Genomic DNA, 20,909 nt, shown 5'->3' with positions numbered 1-20,909 from the left:
CGCTGGCGGTGCGCATGAAAGGGAGAACGACCGACTTGAGCGACGCCACCGTCCTGCAGCAGGAGATCGCGATCGAGCAGCAGCACGTCGACCGGGTCTACACCCGGCTCGCCGAGCTGCGCCAGGACGCATCCCGAGCCGAGAAAGAGGGCTACCGCCAGGCCGGCGTGGGCACGTTCGGCGCGCTGGTCGAGCGCGACGCGATGGTGTACCACGCGGCCCGGCGGCGGCAGACCCTGGACACCGAGCACGAGGGCCTGGTCTTCGGCCGCCTCGACCTGCTGACCGGAGCCACCCACTACGTCGGCCGGATGGGTATCCGCGACGACGCCTCACGACCGCTCGTCGTCGACTGGCGGGCGCCGGCCGCCGCGGCGTTCTACCAGGCCACCCCGGCCGAACCGCTGGGCGTGATCCGGCGCCGGATGATCCAGTCCACCCGTGAGCGGGTCACCGGCATCGAGGACGACCTGCTCGACCCGGAGGCCGCGCCGCCCGGGATGACCGTGGTCGGCGACGGCGCGCTGCTGGCCAGCCTGGCCAAGGCGACCGGCACCGGGATGCGCGACATCGTCGCCACCATCCAGCGCGAGCAGGACGAGGCGATCCGCTCCCCCGCCGGCGGGGTGACGATCGTGACCGGCGGTCCGGGCACCGGCAAGACCGCTGTCGCCCTGCACCGCGCGGCGTACCTGCTCTACTCCGACCGCAGCCGGTTCGCCGGCGGCGGCATCCTGGTGGTCGGCCCGTCCGGGGTGTTCGTCAACTACATCGCCACCGTGCTGCCCTCGCTCGGCGAGGAGACCGCGACGCTGCGCTCGCTGGGCTCGCTGGTGCCGGGCTGGGACGCGACCCGGGTGGACTCCACCGAGGTGGCCGCGATCAAGGGCTCGCTGCGGATCCGCCGGGTGCTGGAGCGGGCCTCGCACGACGCCGTGCCGGGCGCGCCGACCGAGCTGCGCCTGCTCTACCGGGGCGCCCTGCTCCGGCTGGACGCCCAGGCGCTGGAGCAGATCCGGCGCAAGGTGCTGCAGCGTGGCGCGCGCCGCAACGAGGTCCGCGGCACCGGCTTCGACCGGGTCTTCGACGCGCTCTGGGCGCAGGCCCGGGACGCGAAGCTGAGCGGGCTGCCGGAGAAGCGCGAGTTCGAGTCGGAGCTGGCCGACCGCACCGACTTCCGGGAGTTCCTGAAGGCGTGGTGGCCGCGGTTCACCCCGCTGCGGGTGCTGCGCTGGCTGGCCGATCCGAAACGGCTCCGGGCGTACGCGAACGGCGTGCTCTCCCGCGACGAGATCGAGACCCTGCAGGGCTCCTTCGACGCCCTCGCCGAGCACGGCCCGACGATCTCCGACGTGGCGCTGCTCGACGAGCTGGACGAGCTGATGGGCCGCCCCCGGAAGGCGCAGAAGAAGTCCCGCAACCCGTTCCACGTCCGGGACGGCGTCCAGGAGGTCAGCACGTTCGCCGACCGGCAGGCCGCGGCCCGCGCCCAGCAGGTCGAGCGCGAGGAGGACTACCGCGACTACGCGCACGTGGTGGTCGACGAGTCGCAGGACGTCTCGCCGATGCAGTGGCGGATGATCGGCCGGCGGGGGGCGTACGCGTCCTGGACGATCGTCGGCGACCCGGCGCAGACCGCCTGGTCCGGCGACCCGGACGAGCTGGACCGGTCCCGGGAGAAGGCACTCGGCACCCGCAAGCGCAACAGCTACTCGCTGACCACGAACTACCGGAACTCGTCGGAGATCTTCGCGGTGGCCGCCTCGGTGATCCGGGCGATCCTGCCGGACCTGCCGCTGCCCTCGGCGGTGCGCTCCACCGGCGTCGACCCGGTCGACGTGGTGACCACGGCCGGCGCGCTGCCGGCCACGGTCCGCGAGCTGGCCGAGAAGCAGCTGGCCGACGTGGACGGGACGATCGGGGTGATCGCCCCGGTGTCCCGCCGGGACGAGATGGCCGCGTGGGTCACCGGCCTGCCGGAACGTGTCCACGTGGTCACCGCGCTGGAGGCCAAGGGCATGGAGTACGACGCGGTGGTGCTGGTCGAGCCGGGCCAGATCGCGGTCGACAAGTCCGGGGTCCGCACGCTCTACGTCGCCCTCTCCCGCGCCACCCAGCGCCTCACCACGGTCGGCACCAACCCCGACTGGCACCCGTAGCCCGCTCCCCGGTCCCGGCCCCGCCGGGACCGGGACCGGCGCGACGCGGGGACCAGCGCGAGACCGGGAGCGGCGCGACGCCGGAAACGGCGCGAGACCGGAAGCGCTCCGGGCCGCCGCGCGCCGTCAGGGGCCCCCTGCCCGCGGCCCCTCGTCTGGCGATCATCACATCGAGGGCGCACGATCGAGCCATGCCGGCGCGCGTGCGACACCAGTCCCGCGCCACCCACCGGCCCCGTGGCCAGCGTGATGAGCCCCGGGAGGCTCGAGTTGTAGAACGTCGCTTCTGTTCTTTCTGCGAACCGCCACGGCGGCTGCGGGAACCGATCAGAATGCGAATCATGAGTGACGGCCGGGTCATGGTCTTCGCGCCGGCCCCACAGCTGACGGTGACCATCGAACAACACCACGACGAACCCGAACTGCACGTGCACCCGGGTGGCCAGGGCATCTGGCAGACCCGCATGATCACGTCGTTGGGCGCCAAGGTGACGCTCTGCACGGCCGCCGGGGGCGAGGTCGGCCGGGTGCTGGTCCCGCTGATGGCGGACCTGCCCGGGGTGACACTCCGTCTGGTGAACCGCGAGCACGGCAGCGGGTGGTACGTGCACGACCGCCGCAGCGGCACCCGCGAGGAGATCGCCGAGCGCCCCGGCACCCCGCTCTCCCGGCACGAGCTGGACGAGCTCTACAACCTCACCCTGGCCGAGGGCCTGACCGCCGGCATCGCGATCCTGAGCGGCCCGGCGCACCCCTCGGTGATCAAGCCGGAGGTCTACGGCCGGCTCTCCGCCGATCTGAAGGCGAACGGCTGCCGGGTGATCGCCGACCTGTGCGGGCGGTACCTCGCCGCCGTGATGGAGGCCGGCTGCACGGTCGTCAAGATCAGCCACGAAGAGCTGATCAAGGATGGCGCGGCCGCCGACGGCTCCACCCGTGAGCTGATGAACGCACTGGTCAAGCTGAACACCGACGGCGCCGACGCGGTCCTGGTCTCGCGCGCCGGGGAGGGCGCCCTGGCCCTGATCGACGACGAGATCTACACCGTCACGCTGCCCAAGCTGACCGCAGCCGAGCACCGCGGCGCCGGCGACTCGATGACCGCCGGCGTCGCCGCCACCCTGGCGAACGGCGGCTCGATGACCGACGCGGTGCGCACCGGCGCCGCCGCGGGCGCCCTCAACGTCACCCGCCACGGCCTCGGCACCGGGCACGTCGACGCCGTCCGGGTGCTCACCGAACGAGTCCGGCTGACCCCGATCAAGAAGGCATCATGACAGCGAATTCGGGTAACCATCGCCACCTCCGGATCCTGATCACCAACGACGACGGCATCGAGGCGCCCGGCATCCGCTGGCTGGCCCGGGCGCTGGCACACGCCGAGTACGACGTGGTGGTCGCCGCGCCGCTGAGCGAGTCGAGCGGCAGCAGCGCCTCGATGACCGCGGTGGTGCAGGACGGCAAGATCGTCTCAGAGGTGCGCGAGCTGGCCGGCGCCAAGCAGATCCCGGCGTACGGAGTGGCCGCCTCCCCGGCGTACATCGTGCTGCTCGCCCTGCGGGAGGCCTTCGGCCCGGCGCCGGACCTGGTGGTCTCCGGGATCAACCGGGGTGCCAACGCGGGCGCCGCGGTGGTCCACTCGGGCACCGTCGGCGCCACCCTGACCGCCTCGCACGCCGGTCTGCGCGGCCTGGCCGTGTCGCTGGACGTGCTCACCCCGGCGGCGGCCACCGCGGCCAGCGGGGGCGCCGCCATCGCCGCCCTGCACGCGGCCGACGACGAGCAGCACCACTGGGCCAGCGCCGCCGAGCTGGCGGTCCGCCTGCTCCCCTCGCTGCTGCACACCCCGCCCGGCACGGTCTTCAACCTGAACGTGCCGGACCTGCACGTGGACGGGATCCGGGGGCTCAAGCAGGCCGGGCTGGCCCGTTTCGGTCAGGTGCAGATGAGCATCGCCGAGGCGGGTGACGGTTATGTCCGCACCGCCGTCCAGGCCGCCGAGGAGGAGCTCGACCCGGGCACCGACCTGGCCGCCCTGGCCGACAACTTCGCGGTGGTCACGGCGATCCGGGCACCGATGGAGGATCCGGACATCCGGATCAACGTCGAGGCCGTGCACGTGCAGAGCCCGGCGTACTGAGCAGCACGCCGGGCTCGCACGGAAGTCGCGGACGTCAGGCGCCGGAGAGCGCCGCGTCGTCCTGATGGGGTTGAGGGTTGCCGAACAGGCCGAGCAGCCCGGTCACCCAGAGCTGTTTGTGAGCGAACCGGCTCGGCTGGGTCACGACCACCTTGACACCGCTCACCCCGGCGAGCTGGAACGCGGCCACGAGTGCGCTGATCCCCACGGAGTCGATGAAGGTCACGTGCTGCATGTTGAGCTCGATGCGCGCCGGGGCGCCCTCGGCGAGCTGGGCCGCGACGGCCTCACGGATCTCGTACGCGTTCTCGACGTCGATCTCGCCGCGTGGCGAGACCTCGACAGCACCGTCAGCCAGCGTCGACGTCATTATCGACAGCGTCACGCCTCTTCCCTCCACCCGCCCGGGGAGCCGGGCGTTGTTCCTCTTTGACGCGGGTCAGTCAGACCGTCCTGGAGCAGGACGGATGGACCAACCCACGGAAGGTTCGGTGAAACTGACCGAAAGGTTAGGCCCCGAACCTGTTAGACACCTGAGTGGCCCGTGTGAGCGAGGTCAACAGTACTGCGGGACGTCAAATCGTTTTGGAAATGTGATGCCGTCCATACCGGACGTTTGCCGACGCCCTTGTCGGGGCACGAACCCGGTGAAGGGCGAGCGCAGGAGGGTAACCGACGATGTTCACGACGAGGAAGAGCCGGGCCGAACGGACCGCCGCCCAGGCGTGGGATCACCTGTCAGCCGCCATGGCGGCCGCCGGTGAGACTGCCAGGGACGCCGGCAAGCAGGCCGCGGACGCTGCCGACCGGGCCGGCCGGGGCACCCGTGCGCTGGCGGACCGGACCAGCACCCTGGCGGACAAGACCAGCCGGCGCAGCCGCAAGCTGGCCACCCGGGTCGACAAGAAGAGCCACAAGCTGGCCGGCAAGGCCAGCAAGGCCAGTCACGAGCTCGCCAGCCGGGCCGGTGGCGCCGCCGACGAGGCCTGGGCACGGGCCAACGCCGCGGCCGGCGCGCTGGCCGGCAACAAGCCGGGCCGCCCGTGGGGCCTGATCGCCGGGGTCGGCCTGCTCGGGCTGGCGGCCGGCTGGGTCGCCGCGTCCACCGCCCGCGCGGCGCTGGAGCGGCAGGCCGAGAACGAAGAGCTGGAACTGGCCGAAACGGCTGTCGTGGTCACCCCCACGTACGAGGAGAAGCAGCAGTAGCGGCGCAACGAGACCGAACAAGGGTATGGCGGCCTGGCCGGGCCGCCATACCCTTGTTCGCATGTCCGAGCCCATCCACGACGGGACGAAGGGCACCTCCGCTGATCTCCCGTTGATCGGCCCGGCTCTGTACAGTTGACCGGCATTGCCCTCGATCAGTTCGTTACCGCGGCCTTCGGGGCCGCCCGATCAGAAAAGGTCCACCTGGTGCTCAGTGCGGGACATCTCCTGGACAACCGCTACCGGTTGGACGACCGGATCGCCACCGGTGGCATGGGTGACGTGTGGCGTGGCACCGACGTGGTGCTGGGTCGTGTCGTAGCGGTAAAGGTGCTGCGCACGGCGATGCTCGACGACCCCGAGTTCGCCGCCCGGTTCTACGGCGAGGCCCGGATGATGGCCGCGTTCCGGCACCCGAACGTGGTCGAGGTCTACGACTACGCCGAGGCCGGCGACTCCGGCGGCCCGGAGAAGGTCGCCTATCTGGTGATGGCGTTCGTCGAGGGCGAGCCGCTGTCCAACCGGGTCAAGCAGGGCCCGATCCCGGTCGCTGAGACGATGTCGATCGTGGCGCAGGCGGCCGACGCGCTGCACGCCGCGCACGACGCCGGCATCGTGCACCGGGACGTGAAGCCCGGCAACCTGATCGTGAAGCCGACCGGCGCGGTGATCCTGGTCGACTTCGGTGTCGCCCGCTCCAACGCGCTGACCAGCATGACCGGCCTGAACTCGATCGTCGGCACCGCGCTCTACATGGCGCCCGAGCAGGTCGCCAAGGGCAATCTGACCCCCGGCACCGACGTCTACGCGCTGGGCGCGGTGGCCTACCACTGCATCGCCGGCCAGCCCCCGTTCGACGGGGACAACGCGCTCCAGGTCGCGCTGCGTCACCTGGAGGACGAGCCCGACCCGCTGCCCGACCACGTCCCGCTCGCGGTGCGCGAGCTGATCATCCGGGCGATGGCCAAGCAGCCGGCCGACCGGTTCGCCACCGCGGCCGAGTTCGCCGAGGCGGCATATGCCGCGGCCGGCACCCCGCAGGACTGGAAGCGGCTGACCGGCACCGCGCTGATCGCACCGACCAGCGGCGCGCCGACCGTGCCGGCCTCGATCAGCGCGGCGCCGATGAGCCCGGCCCCGATGACCCAGCCGGTGCCCCGCCCGCGGATGTCGCCCGCTCCCCCGCCGATGCGCGCGCCCGAGCCGGTCGCCGCGCCGCGGGTGCAGCGCAGCCTGATGATCGCGGTGATCGCGCTGTTCGTGCTGGCCGGCGGCCTCGGCGTCGCCTTCGCGATGACCAACAAGGATGACCCGGCCGACGCCAGCCCGAACGGCAAGGACAAACCGGCAGTGGTCACGACCACCACGACACCCGCGCCGGAGGCGACCGACCAGTTCAGCGAGTCGCCGATCTCGAACGACGACGATGACGACACCCCCACGCGCAAGCCGTCGTCGTCCCGCAAGCCGAGCAAGTCGCCGTCCCCGAGCGCGTCGGCCTCCGCGTCGCCGACCCCGAGCGACACCCCGTCGTCGTCGCCGACCCCCGACACCAGCACGTCGCCGCCCACCGAGGACCCGGACCCGGATCCGCCGACGTCCCCGCCCGCGACGCCCACGACGGACCCCGCTGCCGATCAGTAACAGCCGGGGTTGACCCTCACACCGTGTCAGGCGGGACGGTGGACCGACCATGTTGAGTATCGGAGACTTCGCCGGTCTGAGCCGGGTGTCGGTGCGCATGCTGCGCCACTACGACGCCATCGGCCTGCTCCGCCCCGCCCACGTCGACCCGCACAGCGGCTACCGCTACTACACGGCGGAGCAGCTGCGGCGGCTCAACCGGATCCTCGCCCTCAAGGACCTCGGCTTCAGCCTGCAACAGGTGCAGGTGATGATCGAGGAGAAGGTCGACACCGGTGAGCTGCGCGGGATGCTGCGACTGCGGCGGGCCGAGCTGGCCGTGCAGGTGGAGCGGGACAACGCCCGCCTGGCCCTGGTCGACGCGCGTCTCCGCATGATCGAGACGGAGGGTCATATGAACACCGGAGATGTCCTCTTCAAGCGGATCCCGGCACTGCGGGTGGCGGAACTGTCCACCACCGCCCTGGGGTACGACCACCCCACGTCGATCACCGAGAACCTGTCGCCGCTCTTCCCCCGCCTGGCGGAGCTGCTGGAGCAGGCCGGGGTCGCGATCACCGGTTCGTCGCTGGCGTACTACCGGCCGGCGCCGACCGGGCCCGGCGACGAGACGATCACCGCGCACGCGGCGTTCCCGATCGGTGACGCCGAGGTCGGCTCGGCCGGGTTCGACGTGGTGGTGCTGCCGCCGATCGACGCGGCCACCTCGGTGCACGAGGGGCCGATGTCGGAGGCGTTCCGCACCGGCGAGCGGATCGCCACCTGGATCGAGGACAACGGGCTCCGGCCGGTTCCGCCCGGTTTCGCCCGTGAGGTGTACCTGCACTGCCCGGACGGCGAGCTCGACAAGTGGCTCACCGAGATGCAGGTGCCGCTGGACGGCACCGGAAATGCAACCGAGAAGAGCTGAATCCTCAACTGGGACCGGTAGCGGCCGATGATCGCGGGTGGCACGGAGACTGCACCCGGGCCGCTACCGGAAGGGCCGCACCGATGACGACCGTTCAGACCCCGCAGACCCCGCACGAGCCGCTGCCGTACCCGGTCTCTCCGCCGTGGATCGACACGGCCGAGGCGGCGGCGACGGAGGAACTGGAGCCGCTGCCGTTCGGCGGTGTGGTCCCGCCGTACGGCTCGCCCAGCAACAAGCACGGCCAGTTGCTGGTCCGCTTCCCGCACGAGATGACCGGCTCGGCCCGCCCGGACGCGCCGTCCTGGCGGCCGGTGGTGGCCTGGACGTTCCTGTTCAGCCTGCTGGGCGTGGTCTCGGCGATGCAGCGGTCGCGGAAGGCCCGGGCGTACGGCCGGCGGCGCGCGCCGTACTGGGTGGCGTTCGTGGTGACGGCGGTGGCCGGCGGGGCGTTCTGGACGGCGCTCGCGGTCGACGTGGTGCTGCCGCTGCACCGGACCCAGGTCGAGGACCAGGCCACCGAAGCGGTGCAGGAGAAGGTGTTCGGCGACGGCCGGGTGGAGGCCGCCGTCGGCACTACGGTCAAGACCGGCGCGTGTGTGCCGGTCGGTGACCGTGGCGCGGACGGGCTGCGCCGTTACGACTGCACGTTCCTGCTGACCGACGGGCGGTCCGCCTTGATGACCATCGAGGCGGACGCCCGCGGCAGCTGGGAGACGACCAAGTAGCGGCCGGCCGGTGCGTGCTGGTCAGAACGTGACCGGCACACCCTCGCGGACCAGCTGCCAGTTCTTCGCGAAGAAGTCGGCCGGGTCGATCTTGCCCTTGGCCTGCGCCCAGTCGATCAGGAGCTGACGGATCTCCTTCTGCTCGTTGTAGACCTGGGTCTTCACGATGCCCGGGAACGCGCCGCCACCGGACCGCCGGTAGTTGTTCACCGCGATCACGAACTGCGCGTCGGCGGCCACGTCGACGCCGTTGAGCTGCAGCTTGGTGATCCGGCTGCCGACCGGCTTGCTGATGTCGATGTCGTACTCGACGCCGGAGAGGGTGTCGTAGTTGTAGTCCGGCACCGTGCTGACGTTGATGGTCGCCGGGTCGACGACGGCGCCGACCGCGTACGTGTTGAAGTACTTCGCCGAGTACTCCAGGTAGGCACGCACCTCGGCGCCGGTCAGCACGACGGCTTCCAGGGTGTTGTCGTAGATGTACAGCCCCGCGACGTCCTTGATCTTGACGTCGCCCTTCGGGAACACCGCGGTCCGGCTGAACGGCGCGGCGATCGAGAGGACCGGCAGAGCCGCGTACGCGGTGCCGGCCAGCGCGGCCACCACCGTGTCGGTCTGCACCTTGTTGATGTAGTCGAGGATCGGGGTGTCCTCGTACCGCGAGGTGGCCGCGGACAGCTCCGCGGTCGACGCCGCGACGACCTGGTTGATGTACGCCACGGTCTTCTCGTGCTGGCCCTTCACCGCGGCCAGCACCTTCGGGTCGGCCTCGACGGTGTTGGTGTTCAGCGTGGCCGACGCCTTCGTGGTGATCTTCCAGCAGCCGTGCTCGCGCACCAGCGTGAAGTCCATCTTGGTGAGCCGCTGGCCGAACTTCGACGGCTCGGAGAGCAGCACCTGGGTGCCGGTCTTGGTGTTCGTGACGAAGCGCTGCGCGACCTCGTTGTGCGCGTGCCCGAACAGGATCGCGTCGATCCCCGGGACCTGCTCGGCGATCAGCGCGGACGGGTTCTCGTTCGGCAGCTCGGTGCCGTAGCTGGAGGTGCCGCTGTCGCCACCGTGCGCCGAGATGATCACGACGTCGGCGCCGTTGCGCCGCATGATCGGCACCCACTTGGCGGCGGTCGCCACCATGTCGAGGAAGTTGAGCTTGCCCTCGACGTTGCCCTTGTCCCAGATCGCCACGCCCGGGTTGGTCAGGCCCAGGATGCCGACGCGCAGGGTGGGCGCGTGCTTGCCGAGCGAGACCTTCTTGATGATGTACGGCGTGAACGCCGGCTTGCCGGTCTTCGCGCTGACCGCGTTGGCGGCCAGGGCCGGGAAGCCGAGCTGCCGGATCCACAGGTTCAGCAGCGGCAGGCCGTAGTTGAACTCGTGGTTGCCCAGCGTGATCGCGTCGTAGTGCAGCACGTTCATGGCCTTGGCCATCGGGTGCTTCGCGCCGGTCTCGGTGATCGGCTCCTGCTTGGCGTAGTAGGTCGCCAGCGGGGTGCCCTGGATCGTGTCACCGGCGTCGAGCACCAGCGTGGCGCCGGTCGCCTCGGCGCGCAGCTTGTTCACGAGCGCGGCCAGCTTGGCGACACCGACGTCGTTGTGCGCGGAGTCGTCGTACTCGGCGTCCTTGTAGTAGTCCCAGTTGTACACGTTGCCGTGCGTGTCCGAGGTGCCCAGCACGGTCAGCTGGAACGTCTCGGGGGTCTTCGGGGGCTTCGGGGCGCCCTTGCCGCCGGCCTGCGCCGAGCCGGGGAAGGCGAGCGGTGCCGCAGCGGCGGCGGCCGAGACCGCCAGCACGCCACGCCGCGATACGCCGTTGGGAAGCGTCATTGCGAGCCTTTCGCAGGGGAGTTCAAGCGGCGCGCCTTGTGGGCGCGCCGAAAGAAGCACCCTAACGGGGGATCAGGTCATCGGTCGATCAACGGAAGGTTGCGCGGTGATCAACTTTCCTCAAATCTCCTCGAGCGTCTCGATACCCAGCAGAAACATTCCGGTGTGGAGGGTGCGGGCGGTCAGCTCGGCCAGCCCCAGCCGGCTGGCCCGCACGTCGTCGGCGGCCCGCAGCACCGGGCACCGCTCGTAGAAGACCGAGAAGGCCACGGCCAGGTCGTGCAGGTATCCGGCCAGCCGGTGCGGCTCGGCCTGACCGGCGGCGGCCCGGAGCGCCGGCTCGAAACCGAGCAGGGTCAGGGCCAGGGCCCGCTCGGCCGGTTCGGTCACCGTCACCGGTCCCGGCCCGGTGCCGGCCTTGCGGAACAGCGACCGGATCCGGGCGTAGGCGTACTGCAGGTAGGGACCGGTGTTGCCGGTGCTGGCCAGCATCCGGTCCCAGTCGAAGACGTAGTCGCCCCGCCGGTCACCGGAGAGATCGGCGTATTTGATCGCGCCGATCCCGATGGCCGGCGCGGTCGCCCGGGCCACCGCCTCGTCCAGCAGCTCGGCCAGCTTGATCGTGTCGCCGGCCCGGGTCTTCAGCATCTTGCCGTCCGCGCCCAGGATCGAGCCGAACCCGAGGTGCTCGGCGGTCACCCCGCCGGGCAGCCAGCCGGCCTTCCGGGCCACCGCGAAGACCATCTCGAAGTGGGTGCGCTGCGGTGCGCCGACCACGTAGAGCAACCGGTCCGCGCCGAGCGTGCCGACCCGGTGCCGGATCGCGGCCAGGTCGGTCGCGGCGTACCCGAAACCGCCGTCGGCCTTGCGCACGATCAGCGGCAGCGCGTCGCCGTCCCGCCCGGTGAACCCGTCCGGGAACGCGCACAGCGCGCCGTCGCTATCGGTCAGCAGACCCTGCGCCAGCAGCTCGGCCACCAGCACCGGAAGGTCGTCCTGATAACGGCTCTCACCGGCGAAGTCGTCCGGGCCGAGGGTGACGCCGAGCCGCTGGTAGACGTCCAGGAAGTAGCGTTCGGACTGGGCCACCAGCCGCTGCCACAGGTCCCGGGAGAGCGGATCGCCGGACTGCAGCGCCACCACCCGCAGCCGGGCCCGGGTCCGGAAGTCGTCGTCGGTGTCGAACTTGACCCGGGCGTCCTGATAGAACGCGGTCAGATCCCGGATCGAGTGATCAGCCGCGCCGCCCAGGTCGACCAGGTGCTCGACGAGCATCCCGAACGGGGTCCCCCAGTCGCCCAGGTGATTCACCCGGACCACGTCGTGGCCCAGCCACTCCAGCGTCCGGGCCAGCGCATCCCCGATGATCGTCGACCGCAGGTGCCCGACGTGCATCTCCTTGGCCACGTTCGGCCCGGAGTAGTCGATCACGATCCGCTCCGGCGCGGCGGTCGCGGGCACACCGAGCCGCTGATCAGCACCGGTCAGCCGCAGACTCTCGGCGAGCAGGTCGTCGCCGATCGTCAGGTTCAGGAACCCCGGACCGGAGACGGTGATCTCGGCGAGCCCGGCCAGGTCGGCACGCGTGGCCACCTCGGCGGCGATCTCCTGGGGCGCCCGGCCCAGCTCCCGGGCCAGGGCCAGCGGCGCACCGGACTGGAAGTCGGCGTGCGGCGACGCCCGCACCGCCGGATCGACCGGATGGCCGGCGACCGCTTCCAGCGCGGGTGCCAGCCGATCCGACAGGAGAGATTCAAAATTCACGATCAACCCCATTCATCGTACGAACGAAGCGGGTCGACCGGAGTGACACGTCAGCAACCGGCGGGATCGACCCGCCGGCGGAAAGCACAGTTCAGCGGCGGCCGTGAAGTCGCCGGCGTCGCTCGCTGAAGGTGCTGTGCATGCCGCGACTATAGCGGCCTCAGTCGTCGTGGGCGATGTGTTTCATCTGCGGCCACAGCACGGCCAGGAAGATCGCCGCGCAGACGAACGCCACCTGGAACGGGGCGGCCACGCCGTACCGCGAGGCCAGCACGCCGCCGGCCGCCGCGCCGACCACCAGCCCGCCGTAGATGCAGATGACGCTGACCGCGCCGACCCGGCCCTGCAGGTGCGTCGGCACCGACCGCTGCCGGACCGTGGTCGCCGTGGTCCGCCAGACGAACTCGTGCACGCCGAACAGGAAGAACGTCGGGAGCGCCACCCACGGCGAGGCGGTGAACCCGAGCACCGCGTGGGTGCCGGTCTCGATGAACAGGCCGATCCGCATCAGGTTGCCCAGGCTGACCCGGGCGGTGAGCCAGCCGTACGCGCCGGTGGCGAGGATCCCGCCGGCCGCCATCACCGTGGTGACCAGGCCGAAGCCGATCGAGCCCAGCCCGAGCCGCTCGCTCACGTAGAGCACCAGCACCGACCAGGACGCCCCGAACGCCAGGTTGAAGATCAGCACGATCAGGCAGAGGGTCCGGACCGCCGGGTGGCGCACCACCCAGCGGACCCCCTCGGCCACGTCGCGGCGCACCCCGGCCGTCGCGGGCCGGCTGTGCGCCGGCAGCCGGACCCGGGAGACCAGCAGCGTGCCGGCCACCAGCAGCAGCACCTCGCCGGCCAGCGGCCAGGCCCGGCCGGCGGCGAACAGCGCGGCGCCCAGCGGCGGGCCGGCCAGCTGGTTCAGCGTGATGAACCCGGCCGACAGCCGGGCGTTGGCCAGCGGCAGGTCGGCCCGGTCCACCAGCATCGGCGCGAGCGTCCCGGTGGTGTTGTCGGCGAACACCTCGGCCGTGCTGAGCAGCCCCAGCCCGAGCAGGGCGAGCTCCACCGAGAGCCGGCCGGTGGCCAGCGTGCCGATCAGGGCGAGCAGCACCAGCACCCGGACCGCGTTGGCGAGCAGCAGGATCCGGCGGCGGTCGTGCCGGTCCGAGAGCACCCCGGCGTACAGGCCGCAGACCAGCGGCGGGGCCCAGGAGAGCAGAGCGGCCAACGAGATCCGGAACGGGTCGTCGGTGAGCGAGGCGACGAGCAGCGGACCGGCCGCCGCGGAGATGCCGTCACCGAGGTTCGTCGCCCAGGACGAGCCGACCAGCCAGCGGAAATCAGCGCCGAGACGAGGGGGCAGCACGGTGCGGACCAAAGGAGCGATCATCAGGACCGCACCTTACGGAATAACATTTCTCGGCGTGAGCCAATTTGCCGGCTGGGAGCCGGGAGCGGCCGGGGTGCTGCGACTGCCGTCCGGGCGACTGGTCCGGGGCCGCGGGCTGCGTGCGGCGATGCCGTCCGGGCACCCGCCGCGCTTCGGCGTGTACCTGCTCGGCGCGGAACCGCCCGAGGTCGGGTGGGAGACGCGCTGGGTGCGCTGGCGGGACTTCTGGCTGCCGGCTGACCCCGCGTACGCGAAAGTGGTGTTGATAGAAGCCTGGACCCGCGCGGACCGTGAGCGGGTCGAGATCGCCTGCTGGGGCGGCCGGGGCCGGACCGGAACCGCGCTGGCCTGCCTGGCCGTGCTGGACGGGCTGCCGGCGGCCGAGGCGGTCGGGTTCGTGCGCGAGCACTACCACCACCGTGCCGTGGAGACGCCGTGGCAGCGGCGCTTCGTCGACCGCTTCCACACGCTCTGACCGATGTTCTAGGGTTCGCGGATGTCGATTCTCGCCACCGACGTGCAGCACACCGGGCACCGTGCCGGGCACCGGATCCTGCGCTGGTGCGCGGTGGCCGTGGTGGCGCTCACCGTCGCGGCGGCGCTGGCCGGGTGCGGCGCCTGGCTGGGCTGGCGCGACGCCGGTCCACTGCCGAGCGACCAGCGGGCCACCGCGCTCGCCGGTGAGCTGCTGCCCGGCGCCCGGGTGGGCGGGATCGAGCGGCAGGACACGATCTTCGGTTCGGACTCCTCGGGCGTCGCGCCGCTGATCCTCGGCGACGACGAATACGCCGGCGGCTCGGTGCTGCTGCCGGTCGACGTGCCGGACGTCGCCGAGGTCCGGGCCACCCTGGAGCGCACCGGCTGGCGGATCCTGCCGGACTCCGGGCGCTGGGACCTGGCCGGCGTGGCAGCGGAGGCCTACGTGACCGCCCGCCGCGACGACGTGGAGATCGCCGTCTACCACGACGATCTGGGCTTCTACCAGGACGATCACTGGGTGGCGGAGAGCGGCATCGTCTTCTGGCACCCGGAACCGGCCCTGGTCCGGCCGCTGGCCCTGCTCGGCTGGGGGCTCGGCCTGCTGCTGGGCGGCTGGGCCGCACTGAAGGTCACCGCCCGGCAGTCCGGCCGCCGGCCGTGGCGCCGGTCGGCGTGGATCGGGTCGGCGCTGCTGGCCCTGCCGACGCTCGCGGTGACCGGCGAGCTGTTCGCCCCGGCCGTGGTGGTCCCGCCGGACCCGCCGGGAGCGCTCTGGGAGCCGTACGTGCTGTTCCCGGCCCTGGTCATCGCCGGGACGGCCGCCTGGGCCCGCGCCCTCGTGGTGCGCCTGCGCCGGGCCGGCTAATCGGCCTTGTCGCCGCCGTTCTCCTTGCGGGCGGTCTGGGTGGACTTGTAGGACAGGTAGGTCAGGAACGCCGAGACGCCGCCGAGCAGCGCGGCCACGACGCTGGCCAGCTGATCGGCGAGGTTCGGACCCAGGCTGGCCATCCCGGCGACCGCGAGGGCGAGCAGCACCAGCAGGCCGAGCGCCATGGTCTGCGCGCGCCGGTCGGCCAGGTTCCCGGCCGGGCGGGCCGGACGGCGGCGGCTGGTCACCAGCCAGACGGCGGCCTCGACCAGGATGATCGCCGCGGTCACGAAGACCGGGACGAGCCAGGCCTGCAGACCGGTCTCCTCGCTCATCGCAACGCTCCCTGCATCCCCTCGACGAAACCGTCGGTGAGCTGCACACCGCGGTAGAGGTAGTCGTAGGTGTGCTGGCGGAACACCTGGGCGAAGTCCGCGTACCCGGCGCTCATCGGACGCGGGTGGGCGTCCTCCACCGCGGACCGGACGATCTCCAGGTGCGGCATCGCGGCCTTCACCTCGGGGTCGTTGTAGGCCTCCGACGCGGTCGGCGCGAACCCGTAGGTGGCCAGCAGTTTCTGCGCCGGCATCCCGGTCAGGAAGTGGATCACCGCCTCGGCCTCGTCGCGGTACCCGGTGTCCTCGGCCACCGCGAGACCCTGGCCGCCCAGCACCCCGATCGGGAGCCGGCCCAGCCGGATCGCCGCGGTGCCGGGCTTCTTGTCCCGCTCCTCGCGGTCGATCGCCGGGAACCAGACCGGCCAGTTCCGCATGTAGCGCAGGTTCCGCTCCTGGAACGCCGCGTTGGTCTTCTCCTCGCCGGCCACCGCCACGATCCGGTTGTCACGCAGCGCGGCGGCGAGCGGTGCGAGGGCCCGCTGCCACTGGCCGAGGCTCGTCGAGACCACGCCCCGCTCGTCGAGGATCGTCCGGTCCTGCGCCAGGGCCTGCTCCAGCACGTTGATCACGAACGCTTCGTCGGTGGTCGAACCCTCCGTCGCCAGCTGGGCGGCGAGCTGCCGCACCTGCGTGCGGTCGGCGACCAGCCGGCCGATCTCCGGCTCGGCGTCCGTGGCCCGCTTGTCGGTGATCCGGCGGTAGAGCATGCCGACGTCGGTGTTGAGCGGGACCGCCCAGAGCCGGGCCGAACCCTCCTCGACCTGGCTGACCCGCTGCACCGGCGCGAGCAGGGTGATGCCGTCCGGCGGGTCGATCGGCGCGATCCGGCCCCGGGCCGCGAACCGCGGGATGTGGATGACGTCGAGGTTGTAGATGTCGGCCCGGGTGCCGGCGAACTTGTCGTACTGGTCCCGGGTGGAGCTGTTGACCGTCAGCACGTCGAGGCGGACGTCCGGGTTGAACCGGTTCCACAGGTTGATCAGCAGGCTCCGCCCGCCGGTCGCGTCGCCCCCGGTGACCAGGGTGAGGGTCACCGGGGTACGACGCGTCAGGAGATAGCCGGTGGCCGTGGAGAGCATTCCGGCGGTGATCACCCCGGCGATGAACGAGCGCCGCGAATACAGGTCCGGCATGTGATCCACGTTACTCGATGTGCGCCCAGGGTGGACGCATCGTCACGCCACGGTGGGCGGCTTCCAGACGGTGAAGTCCTGGATGTGGAAGTGACTGGCGACGGTGCGGAACGCGAACCAGCCGCTGTCGTACGGGTCGGCGTCGGTCCAGTCGAAGATCAGCTGGTCGTCGCTGTAGTAGCGGATCCGGTCGCCGAGCACCGAGATCCGCACGTGGATCGGCACGTTCGCCCGGATCAGCGGCGACGTGTAGTCGTAGATCAGCGGGCGGTTGCCGGCCTCACCCACGTAGCGGCGGAACCGGGTGGTGGTGTTGAGGTTCGCGCCCTGCCCGACGTAGTAGGTCTTCAGGTAGTCGTACTCGGCGAGCGCGCCGTGCCGCTCGGTGGCGAAGACGTCGTCCGGCGAGCGGGAGTCGCGCGCGCTCCAGAACGAGTTCAGGTCGGTGACGTGGTCGTTCGGGCCGCCCTGGTCGACCGGGGTGGCGGTGTACTCGATCTCGTAGGGGCCCTCGAGCTCCTGCGTGAACCAGACGCTCGCCCCGCCGGGGACGTCGATGTCCAGCACGCCGTCGCCGGCGGCCACCGTCCCTCCGGTCTGGAGCTCGGCTTGCCACTTGCCGGTGTTCTGGACGAAATTGTCATAGGCGACGACCTGCCAGGCGTTCCCCGCCTGCGCCGTCGTCTGGATCCTGGGCCGGGCCGGGGCCTTGCCGCCGAACCCGAGGTAGAAATCGGTCAGCGTGGACTGCAGGTAGCCGCGGACCGTCCAGCCCAGGCGGTAGGCCGGGTCGTGCGCCAGCGTGTAGAGCCGGGTGCTGGTCGGCACGTTCGTGGTGAAGACCCGCAGCGCGGTGTGGTCACTCGTCTCGGCCAGGTACTCCTCGCGCCAGTCGCCGAGGATGTCGCCGTAGAACGGGACCGCGTTGCGCCAGGACGAGACGACACCGGCCGGCTCGAAGATCTTGTCGCTCTGCTGCTTCGTCCAGTCCCACTTCTCCACGTACGTGTTGTCCAGCAGCTCGGAGCCGGTGTCGCCGTCCCACCAGATGCGGAAGTTCACGCTCGGCGTAGCGGTCGAGACCTCGGTGCCGTCGACGCTCCAGACGCCGGCGCCGGGCAGGTCGGCGTTCGCGGTCGCGGCCCAGAACTCGTAGCCGGGGTGGGTCGGGTCGATGTCCGCCGTGGTGCCGCGCGGGACGTCCCAGAGGGTGGCGTCCTGCGGGACGTCCGGGTGCGAGCCGGTGATCAGCCGCTGACCGGTCGACGCGTCGTAGTAGTACCAGGGGAAGGTGGTGAAGACGCCGCCCTCGGTCTGCTGGATGGCGTAACCCTCCAGGCCGGGACGGTTCGGGTCGAGGTCACCGATGTGGAAGCGGTCGCCGTGCACGGACTCCGGCACCACGTAGCGGAACGTGCCGTCGCTGTTGACCACGTAGTTGCCGTCGGCGATCTCGTCCCGGCCGTCCTGGTCGACGTCGACCACGCGCAGCTGGTGGAAGCTGGTGCCCTGGTCGACGCCCCGGACGAACGTCCAGCGCCGGGTCAGGTCCCGGCCGTCGAAGTCCCAGGCCGCGAAGAGGACCCGGAAGTCTCCGCGCTTGGCGCCGATCCGGGTGACCTGCTTGGTGATCAGGCTGGGGTGCACGCCGTCCAGGTAGCCGACGCCGTACTGGCCGCCGGACGGGCCGTCGGCGAGGAAGTCGGCGGCGACCGGGACACGCTCGCGCTCGACGCCGGAGTACCCGTCGATAACCGAGACGAACTGGTCGAGCGGGTTGCCCGTGGTGACCTTGGCGCCGTCGGCGAAGGTCGTGCCGTTGGCGGTCTTGACGACGACCTCGGCGCGACCGTCGCTGTCCAGGTCATAAACGGTCACGTTGTCGTCGTTGCGGTAGCCCGCGACGTCGCCGTACCCGCTGATCGCGGCGAGCGGCGGGTCGTTGGCGGCGGTGCCACCGGCCCGGGTCCAGGACGCCGGCCCCAGGTCGACCCGCCACAGCCGCGCGCCCGCGAGGGTGTACGCCTCGAGGTAGTTCGGCTTGTCGAGGTCGGTGGAGAGCCGGGACACCACGATCTCGAAGCGGCCGTCCCCGTCCAGGTCACCCGGCCAGGCGTGCTGCACGTAGTAGCCGGGCGCGCCGGCCAGCGGGATGTCGCCGGGCGTGACCGCGGCCGGGCTCGTCGCCTGCTCCCGGCCGTGCACCACGGCCCGGACGGTGTAGGCGCCCGCGCCCCGGGACTTGTCGGTGTAGGTGGTCGACCTGGTGATCGGCCGCTGGTTGAGCCGCCGTGATCCCTTGTAGACGTTGAAGGCGATGCCGGAGCCGTACTCGGTGCCGAGCAGGCGCCAGCTCAGGAACGTCCCGCCCTTCTCGGCGGGGACCGCGACCAGGCCCCGGTCGAGCGACTCGACAATGCGTTTCGGCTGATCAGTTCCGGTCGGCCGACCGCCGGCATAGGCCGGTGGGGCGAACAGGCCTGCGGTCAGGGCCAGGCCGGCCCCGGCCGCCAGGAGGGCGCGTCTCATCGTTACTCCAAGATCCGGTACGCCGGAGATCGACGTGCGGCGGACCGTAGGAGATCAGTGTGTATCGACGTTTGCGCACATTTAAAGGTATGCGTGTTAACAGTGCCGTTCAGGCTGCTAGCGGCTTTGCCGCGCTGCAAGAGTATGACCCGGACTACACTCCAGCGCCTCCACCAGCGCGCCGAGGCTGTCGCCGAGCGGCACGTCGGTCAGCTCGGCCCGGATCCGCTCGTCCACCCGCTGGAAGAGACGCCGGCCGCGCGCGGTCAGGTGCACCTTGATCCGCCGCCGGTCCAGGTCGTCGCCGCGACGGTAGACCAGGTTGTCCTCGACCAGGTGGTCGGCCAGCCGGGTCAGGCTGCCCGGCGGCAGGAAGGCCCGCTCGGAGAGCTCGGTCATGAACCGGCCCTTGCCGTCGGCGAGCAGCGCGATCACCCGCCACGCGTCGAGCGAGCAGTCCTCCGCGTCCAGGATGGCGGACAGCCGGCGGGCGAGCAGCCGCTCGGCCCGGGTCAGCAGGTACAAAAGATCCGTGGGTCCCCGCATCGTCGGGATGTTACCCAATCCGTGCTTCAGATCCAGTCCGGCTTCCAGGACGATGAGGGTCATGTCCCGGTCGTTCGATGTGGCTCTCGTGGTGCCGCTGCGCGGCCCGGCCGGCATCTTCGGGCCGAGCGCCGAGCTCTGCGCGCAGCTCGCCGCCGAGGAGGTCAACCGTTCCGGCGGGGTGCTCGGCCGGGAATTGCGCCTGATCCCGGTGGACGGCGGCGCCGCGCCGCAGGCGGTGGCCGCCGAGGTCGCCGCGCTGGTGCACGCGGGCCTGGTGCAGGGCGTGACCGGCTGGCACATCTCCTCGGTCCGGCAGGCCGTGGCGCCCCGGATCGCCGGCCGGGTGCCGTATGTCTACACCGCGCTCTACGAGGGCGGCGAGCGCACCGAGGGCGTCTTCATGACCAGCGAGACCCCGGACGTGCAGCTGTTCCCGGCGATGCGGCTGCTGGCCCGCGAGCGCACCGCCCGCCGCTGGTACGTGATCGGCAACGACTACGTCTGGCCCCGCCGCACCGCCCGGACCGCGCACCGCTACGCCGCCGCGAACGGCCTGCACATCGTCGGCGAGAGCTACGTACCGCTGGCCACCGACGACTTCTCCGAGGCGCTGCGCCGGATCGAGCTCTCCTCCGCCGACGCGGTGCTGATGCTGCTGGTCGGGATGGACGCGGTCCGGTTCAACCGAGCGTTCGCCCGCTCCGGGCTGCCCGGCCGCTGCCTGCGGCTGAGCACCCTGATGGACGAGAACATGCTGCTGGCCAGCGGCGCGCCGGCGACCCGCGACCTGTTCAGCACGGCCGGGTTCTTCGCCAACATGATCACGCCGGAGAACCTGGAGTTCCACGGCCGGTACGCGGCCCGGTTCGGACCGGAGGCCCCGCCGCTGGGCAGCCTCGGCGAGTCCTGTTACGAGGGTGTGCTGCTGCTCGCCGCGCTCGTCGAGCAGACCGGCGAGCTGGACGTCCGGGCGATCGGGGCGAACGCCGAGTCGGTGTCCTACGAGGGCCCCCGTGGTCTGCTCCGGCTGCGGAGCCGGCACGTGAACCAGCGGATCTATCTGGCCGAGGCCCGCGGTGTCGACTTCGACGTATTGACCGAGCTGCCTTGACAGGGTCGCCCGGGGGCGGCAAGGTTACTTCCAGCGGGAACTAAGTTCCCTTTGCCTACCATTCTGTGGTGGGCTTTTTTATTTA

18 protein-coding genes are annotated in these 20,909 nt (G+C 71.3%); 10 read left to right on the top strand and 8 right to left on the bottom strand.

What is annotated here, in order from left to right:
• Positions 1 to 35: 35 nt before the first annotated feature.
• The 3 genes from Apa02nite_RS04255 to surE all read left to right on the top strand — a co-directional run bounded on the left by Apa02nite_RS04255 (position 36) and on the right by surE (position 4,299).
• On the top strand, positions 36 to 2,159 hold the full coding sequence (locus Apa02nite_RS04255; protein ID WP_203823920.1) for a HelD family protein: 2,124 nt from the start codon (positions 36 to 38) through the stop codon (positions 2,157 to 2,159).
• Between the two features lie 332 nt (positions 2,160 to 2,491).
• The gene (locus tag Apa02nite_RS04250) at positions 2,492 to 3,436 is read left to right on the top strand and encodes a PfkB family carbohydrate kinase (protein WP_239164117.1); all 945 of its coding nucleotides are present in this window, start codon (positions 2,492 to 2,494) and stop codon (positions 3,434 to 3,436) included.
• The gene (surE, locus tag Apa02nite_RS04245) at positions 3,433 to 4,299 is read left to right on the top strand and encodes a 5'/3'-nucleotidase SurE (RefSeq protein ID WP_067683759.1); all 867 of its coding nucleotides are present in this window, start codon (positions 3,433 to 3,435) and stop codon (positions 4,297 to 4,299) included. Before Apa02nite_RS04250 ends, surE begins: the two co-directional genes overlap by 4 nt.
• A 34-nt stretch (positions 4,300 to 4,333) precedes the next feature.
• On the opposite strand, the gene Apa02nite_RS04240 is transcribed toward surE, so the two are convergent.
• The gene (locus Apa02nite_RS04240) at positions 4,334 to 4,684 is read right to left on the bottom strand and encodes an STAS domain-containing protein (RefSeq protein WP_067683762.1); all 351 of its coding nucleotides are present in this window, start codon (positions 4,682 to 4,684) and stop codon (positions 4,334 to 4,336) included.
• Positions 4,685 to 4,977: 293 nt separating this feature from the next.
• On the opposite strand from Apa02nite_RS04240, the gene Apa02nite_RS04235 reads away from it, so the two are divergent.
• The 4 genes from Apa02nite_RS04235 (at position 4,978) to Apa02nite_RS04220 (ending at position 8,787) form a co-directional block, all read left to right on the top strand.
• A complete protein-coding gene (locus Apa02nite_RS04235) occupies positions 4,978 to 5,505 on the top strand; it encodes a hypothetical protein (RefSeq protein ID WP_203823919.1) in 528 nt (175 codons plus the stop codon).
• A 207-nt stretch (positions 5,506 to 5,712) separates the two neighbouring features.
• Positions 5,713 to 7,149: a protein kinase domain-containing protein gene (locus tag Apa02nite_RS04230; protein ID WP_203823918.1), complete on the top strand. Its 1,437-nt coding sequence runs from the start codon at positions 5,713 to 5,715 to the stop codon at positions 7,147 to 7,149.
• 49 nt (positions 7,150 to 7,198) lie between these two features.
• Positions 7,199 to 8,059, top strand: a complete 861-nt coding sequence (locus tag Apa02nite_RS04225; RefSeq protein ID WP_203823917.1) for a MerR family transcriptional regulator — start codon at positions 7,199 to 7,201, stop codon at positions 8,057 to 8,059.
• 83 nt (positions 8,060 to 8,142) lie between these two features.
• Positions 8,143 to 8,787 (top strand): hypothetical protein, encoded by a 645-nt coding sequence (locus Apa02nite_RS04220; protein WP_203823916.1) that lies wholly within the window; start codon positions 8,143 to 8,145, stop codon positions 8,785 to 8,787.
• A 21-nt stretch (positions 8,788 to 8,808) separates the two neighbouring features.
• On the opposite strand, the gene Apa02nite_RS04215 is transcribed toward Apa02nite_RS04220, so the two are convergent.
• The 3 genes from Apa02nite_RS04215 to Apa02nite_RS04205 form a co-directional block, all read right to left on the bottom strand.
• Positions 8,809 to 10,611 carry a bifunctional metallophosphatase/5'-nucleotidase gene (locus Apa02nite_RS04215; protein WP_203823915.1) on the bottom strand — a complete coding sequence of 601 codons (1,803 nt, stop codon included), beginning with the start codon at positions 10,609 to 10,611 and terminating at the stop codon, positions 8,809 to 8,811.
• A 120-nt stretch (positions 10,612 to 10,731) separates the two neighbouring features.
• Positions 10,732 to 12,375 carry an arginine--tRNA ligase gene (gene argS / locus Apa02nite_RS04210; RefSeq protein WP_203823914.1) on the bottom strand — a complete coding sequence of 548 codons (1,644 nt, stop codon included), beginning with the start codon at positions 12,373 to 12,375 and terminating at the stop codon, positions 10,732 to 10,734.
• Positions 12,376 to 12,535: 160 nt separating this feature from the next.
• Positions 12,536 to 13,753, bottom strand: a complete 1,218-nt coding sequence (locus Apa02nite_RS04205; RefSeq protein WP_203824135.1) for an MFS transporter — start codon at positions 13,751 to 13,753, stop codon at positions 12,536 to 12,538.
• A 37-nt stretch (positions 13,754 to 13,790) separates the two neighbouring features.
• Between Apa02nite_RS04205 and Apa02nite_RS04200 the strand changes: the two genes are divergently transcribed.
• On the top strand, positions 13,791 to 14,231 hold the full coding sequence (locus tag Apa02nite_RS04200) for a protein-tyrosine phosphatase family protein (RefSeq protein ID WP_203823913.1): 441 nt from the start codon (positions 13,791 to 13,793) through the stop codon (positions 14,229 to 14,231).
• Positions 14,232 to 14,252: 21 nt separating this feature from the next.
• On the top strand, positions 14,253 to 15,101 hold the full coding sequence (locus Apa02nite_RS04195) for a hypothetical protein (protein ID WP_203823912.1): 849 nt from the start codon (positions 14,253 to 14,255) through the stop codon (positions 15,099 to 15,101).
• Here Apa02nite_RS04195 and Apa02nite_RS04190 read toward each other — a convergent pair.
• The 4 genes from Apa02nite_RS04190 to Apa02nite_RS04175 all read right to left on the bottom strand — a co-directional run bounded on the left by Apa02nite_RS04190 (position 15,098) and on the right by Apa02nite_RS04175 (position 19,710).
• Positions 15,098 to 15,439, bottom strand: a complete 342-nt coding sequence (locus Apa02nite_RS04190; RefSeq protein ID WP_067683787.1) for a hypothetical protein — start codon at positions 15,437 to 15,439, stop codon at positions 15,098 to 15,100. The two genes, Apa02nite_RS04195 and Apa02nite_RS04190, sit on opposite strands and share 4 nt — an antisense overlap.
• Entirely contained in the window at positions 15,436 to 16,635 is a 1,200-nt protein-coding gene (locus tag Apa02nite_RS04185) for an extracellular solute-binding protein (RefSeq protein WP_203823911.1), read from the bottom strand. The genes Apa02nite_RS04190 and Apa02nite_RS04185 overlap by 4 nt, the downstream gene beginning before the upstream one ends.
• A 42-nt stretch (positions 16,636 to 16,677) precedes the next feature.
• Positions 16,678 to 19,164, bottom strand: a complete 2,487-nt coding sequence (locus Apa02nite_RS04180) for a rhamnogalacturonan lyase family protein (protein ID WP_203823910.1) — start codon at positions 19,162 to 19,164, stop codon at positions 16,678 to 16,680.
• Between the two features lie 117 nt (positions 19,165 to 19,281).
• Positions 19,282 to 19,710, bottom strand: coding sequence for a MarR family winged helix-turn-helix transcriptional regulator (locus tag Apa02nite_RS04175; RefSeq protein ID WP_203823909.1), 429 nt, complete (start codon positions 19,708 to 19,710; stop codon positions 19,282 to 19,284).
• A 61-nt stretch (positions 19,711 to 19,771) separates the two neighbouring features.
• Between Apa02nite_RS04175 and Apa02nite_RS04170 the strand changes: the two genes are divergently transcribed.
• Entirely contained in the window at positions 19,772 to 20,824 is a 1,053-nt protein-coding gene (locus Apa02nite_RS04170) for a substrate-binding domain-containing protein (protein ID WP_239164116.1), read from the top strand.
• Positions 20,825 to 20,909: the final 85 nt, after the last annotated feature.

This window comes from Actinoplanes palleronii (genome assembly GCF_016862315.1).
Lineage (GTDB): Bacteria > Actinomycetota > Actinomycetes > Mycobacteriales > Micromonosporaceae > Actinoplanes > Actinoplanes palleronii.
This window is presented reverse-complemented; position numbering and strand designations above follow the sequence as displayed.

Bases quoted from the DNA above. Each gene is read 5' to 3' on its own strand.
- Apa02nite_RS04185 (WP_203823911.1), bottom strand. From the start codon at position 16,635: ATGCCGGACCTGTATTCGCGGCGCTCGTTCATCGCCGGGGTGATCACC.
- Apa02nite_RS04235 (WP_203823919.1), top strand. From the start codon at position 4,978: ATGTTCACGACGAGGAAGAGCCGGGCCGAACGGACCGCCGCCCAGGCG.
- Apa02nite_RS04250 (WP_239164117.1), top strand. From the start codon at position 2,492: ATGCGAATCATGAGTGACGGCCGGGTCATGGTCTTCGCGCCGGCCCCA.
- surE (WP_067683759.1), top strand. From the start codon at position 3,433: ATGACAGCGAATTCGGGTAACCATCGCCACCTCCGGATCCTGATCACC.
- Apa02nite_RS04195 (WP_203823912.1), top strand. From the start codon at position 14,253: ATGTCGATTCTCGCCACCGACGTGCAGCACACCGGGCACCGTGCCGGG.
- Apa02nite_RS04220 (WP_203823916.1), top strand. From the start codon at position 8,143: ATGACGACCGTTCAGACCCCGCAGACCCCGCACGAGCCGCTGCCGTAC.
- Apa02nite_RS04190 (WP_067683787.1), bottom strand. From the start codon at position 15,439: ATGAGCGAGGAGACCGGTCTGCAGGCCTGGCTCGTCCCGGTCTTCGTG.
- Apa02nite_RS04175 (WP_203823909.1), bottom strand. From the start codon at position 19,710: ATGCGGGGACCCACGGATCTTTTGTACCTGCTGACCCGGGCCGAGCGG.
- Apa02nite_RS04170 (WP_239164116.1), top strand. From the start codon at position 19,772: ATGTCCCGGTCGTTCGATGTGGCTCTCGTGGTGCCGCTGCGCGGCCCG.
- Apa02nite_RS04215 (WP_203823915.1), bottom strand. From the start codon at position 10,611: ATGACGCTTCCCAACGGCGTATCGCGGCGTGGCGTGCTGGCGGTCTCG.
- Apa02nite_RS04180 (WP_203823910.1), bottom strand. From the start codon at position 19,164: ATGAGACGCGCCCTCCTGGCGGCCGGGGCCGGCCTGGCCCTGACCGCA.
- Apa02nite_RS04225 (WP_203823917.1), top strand. From the start codon at position 7,199: ATGTTGAGTATCGGAGACTTCGCCGGTCTGAGCCGGGTGTCGGTGCGC.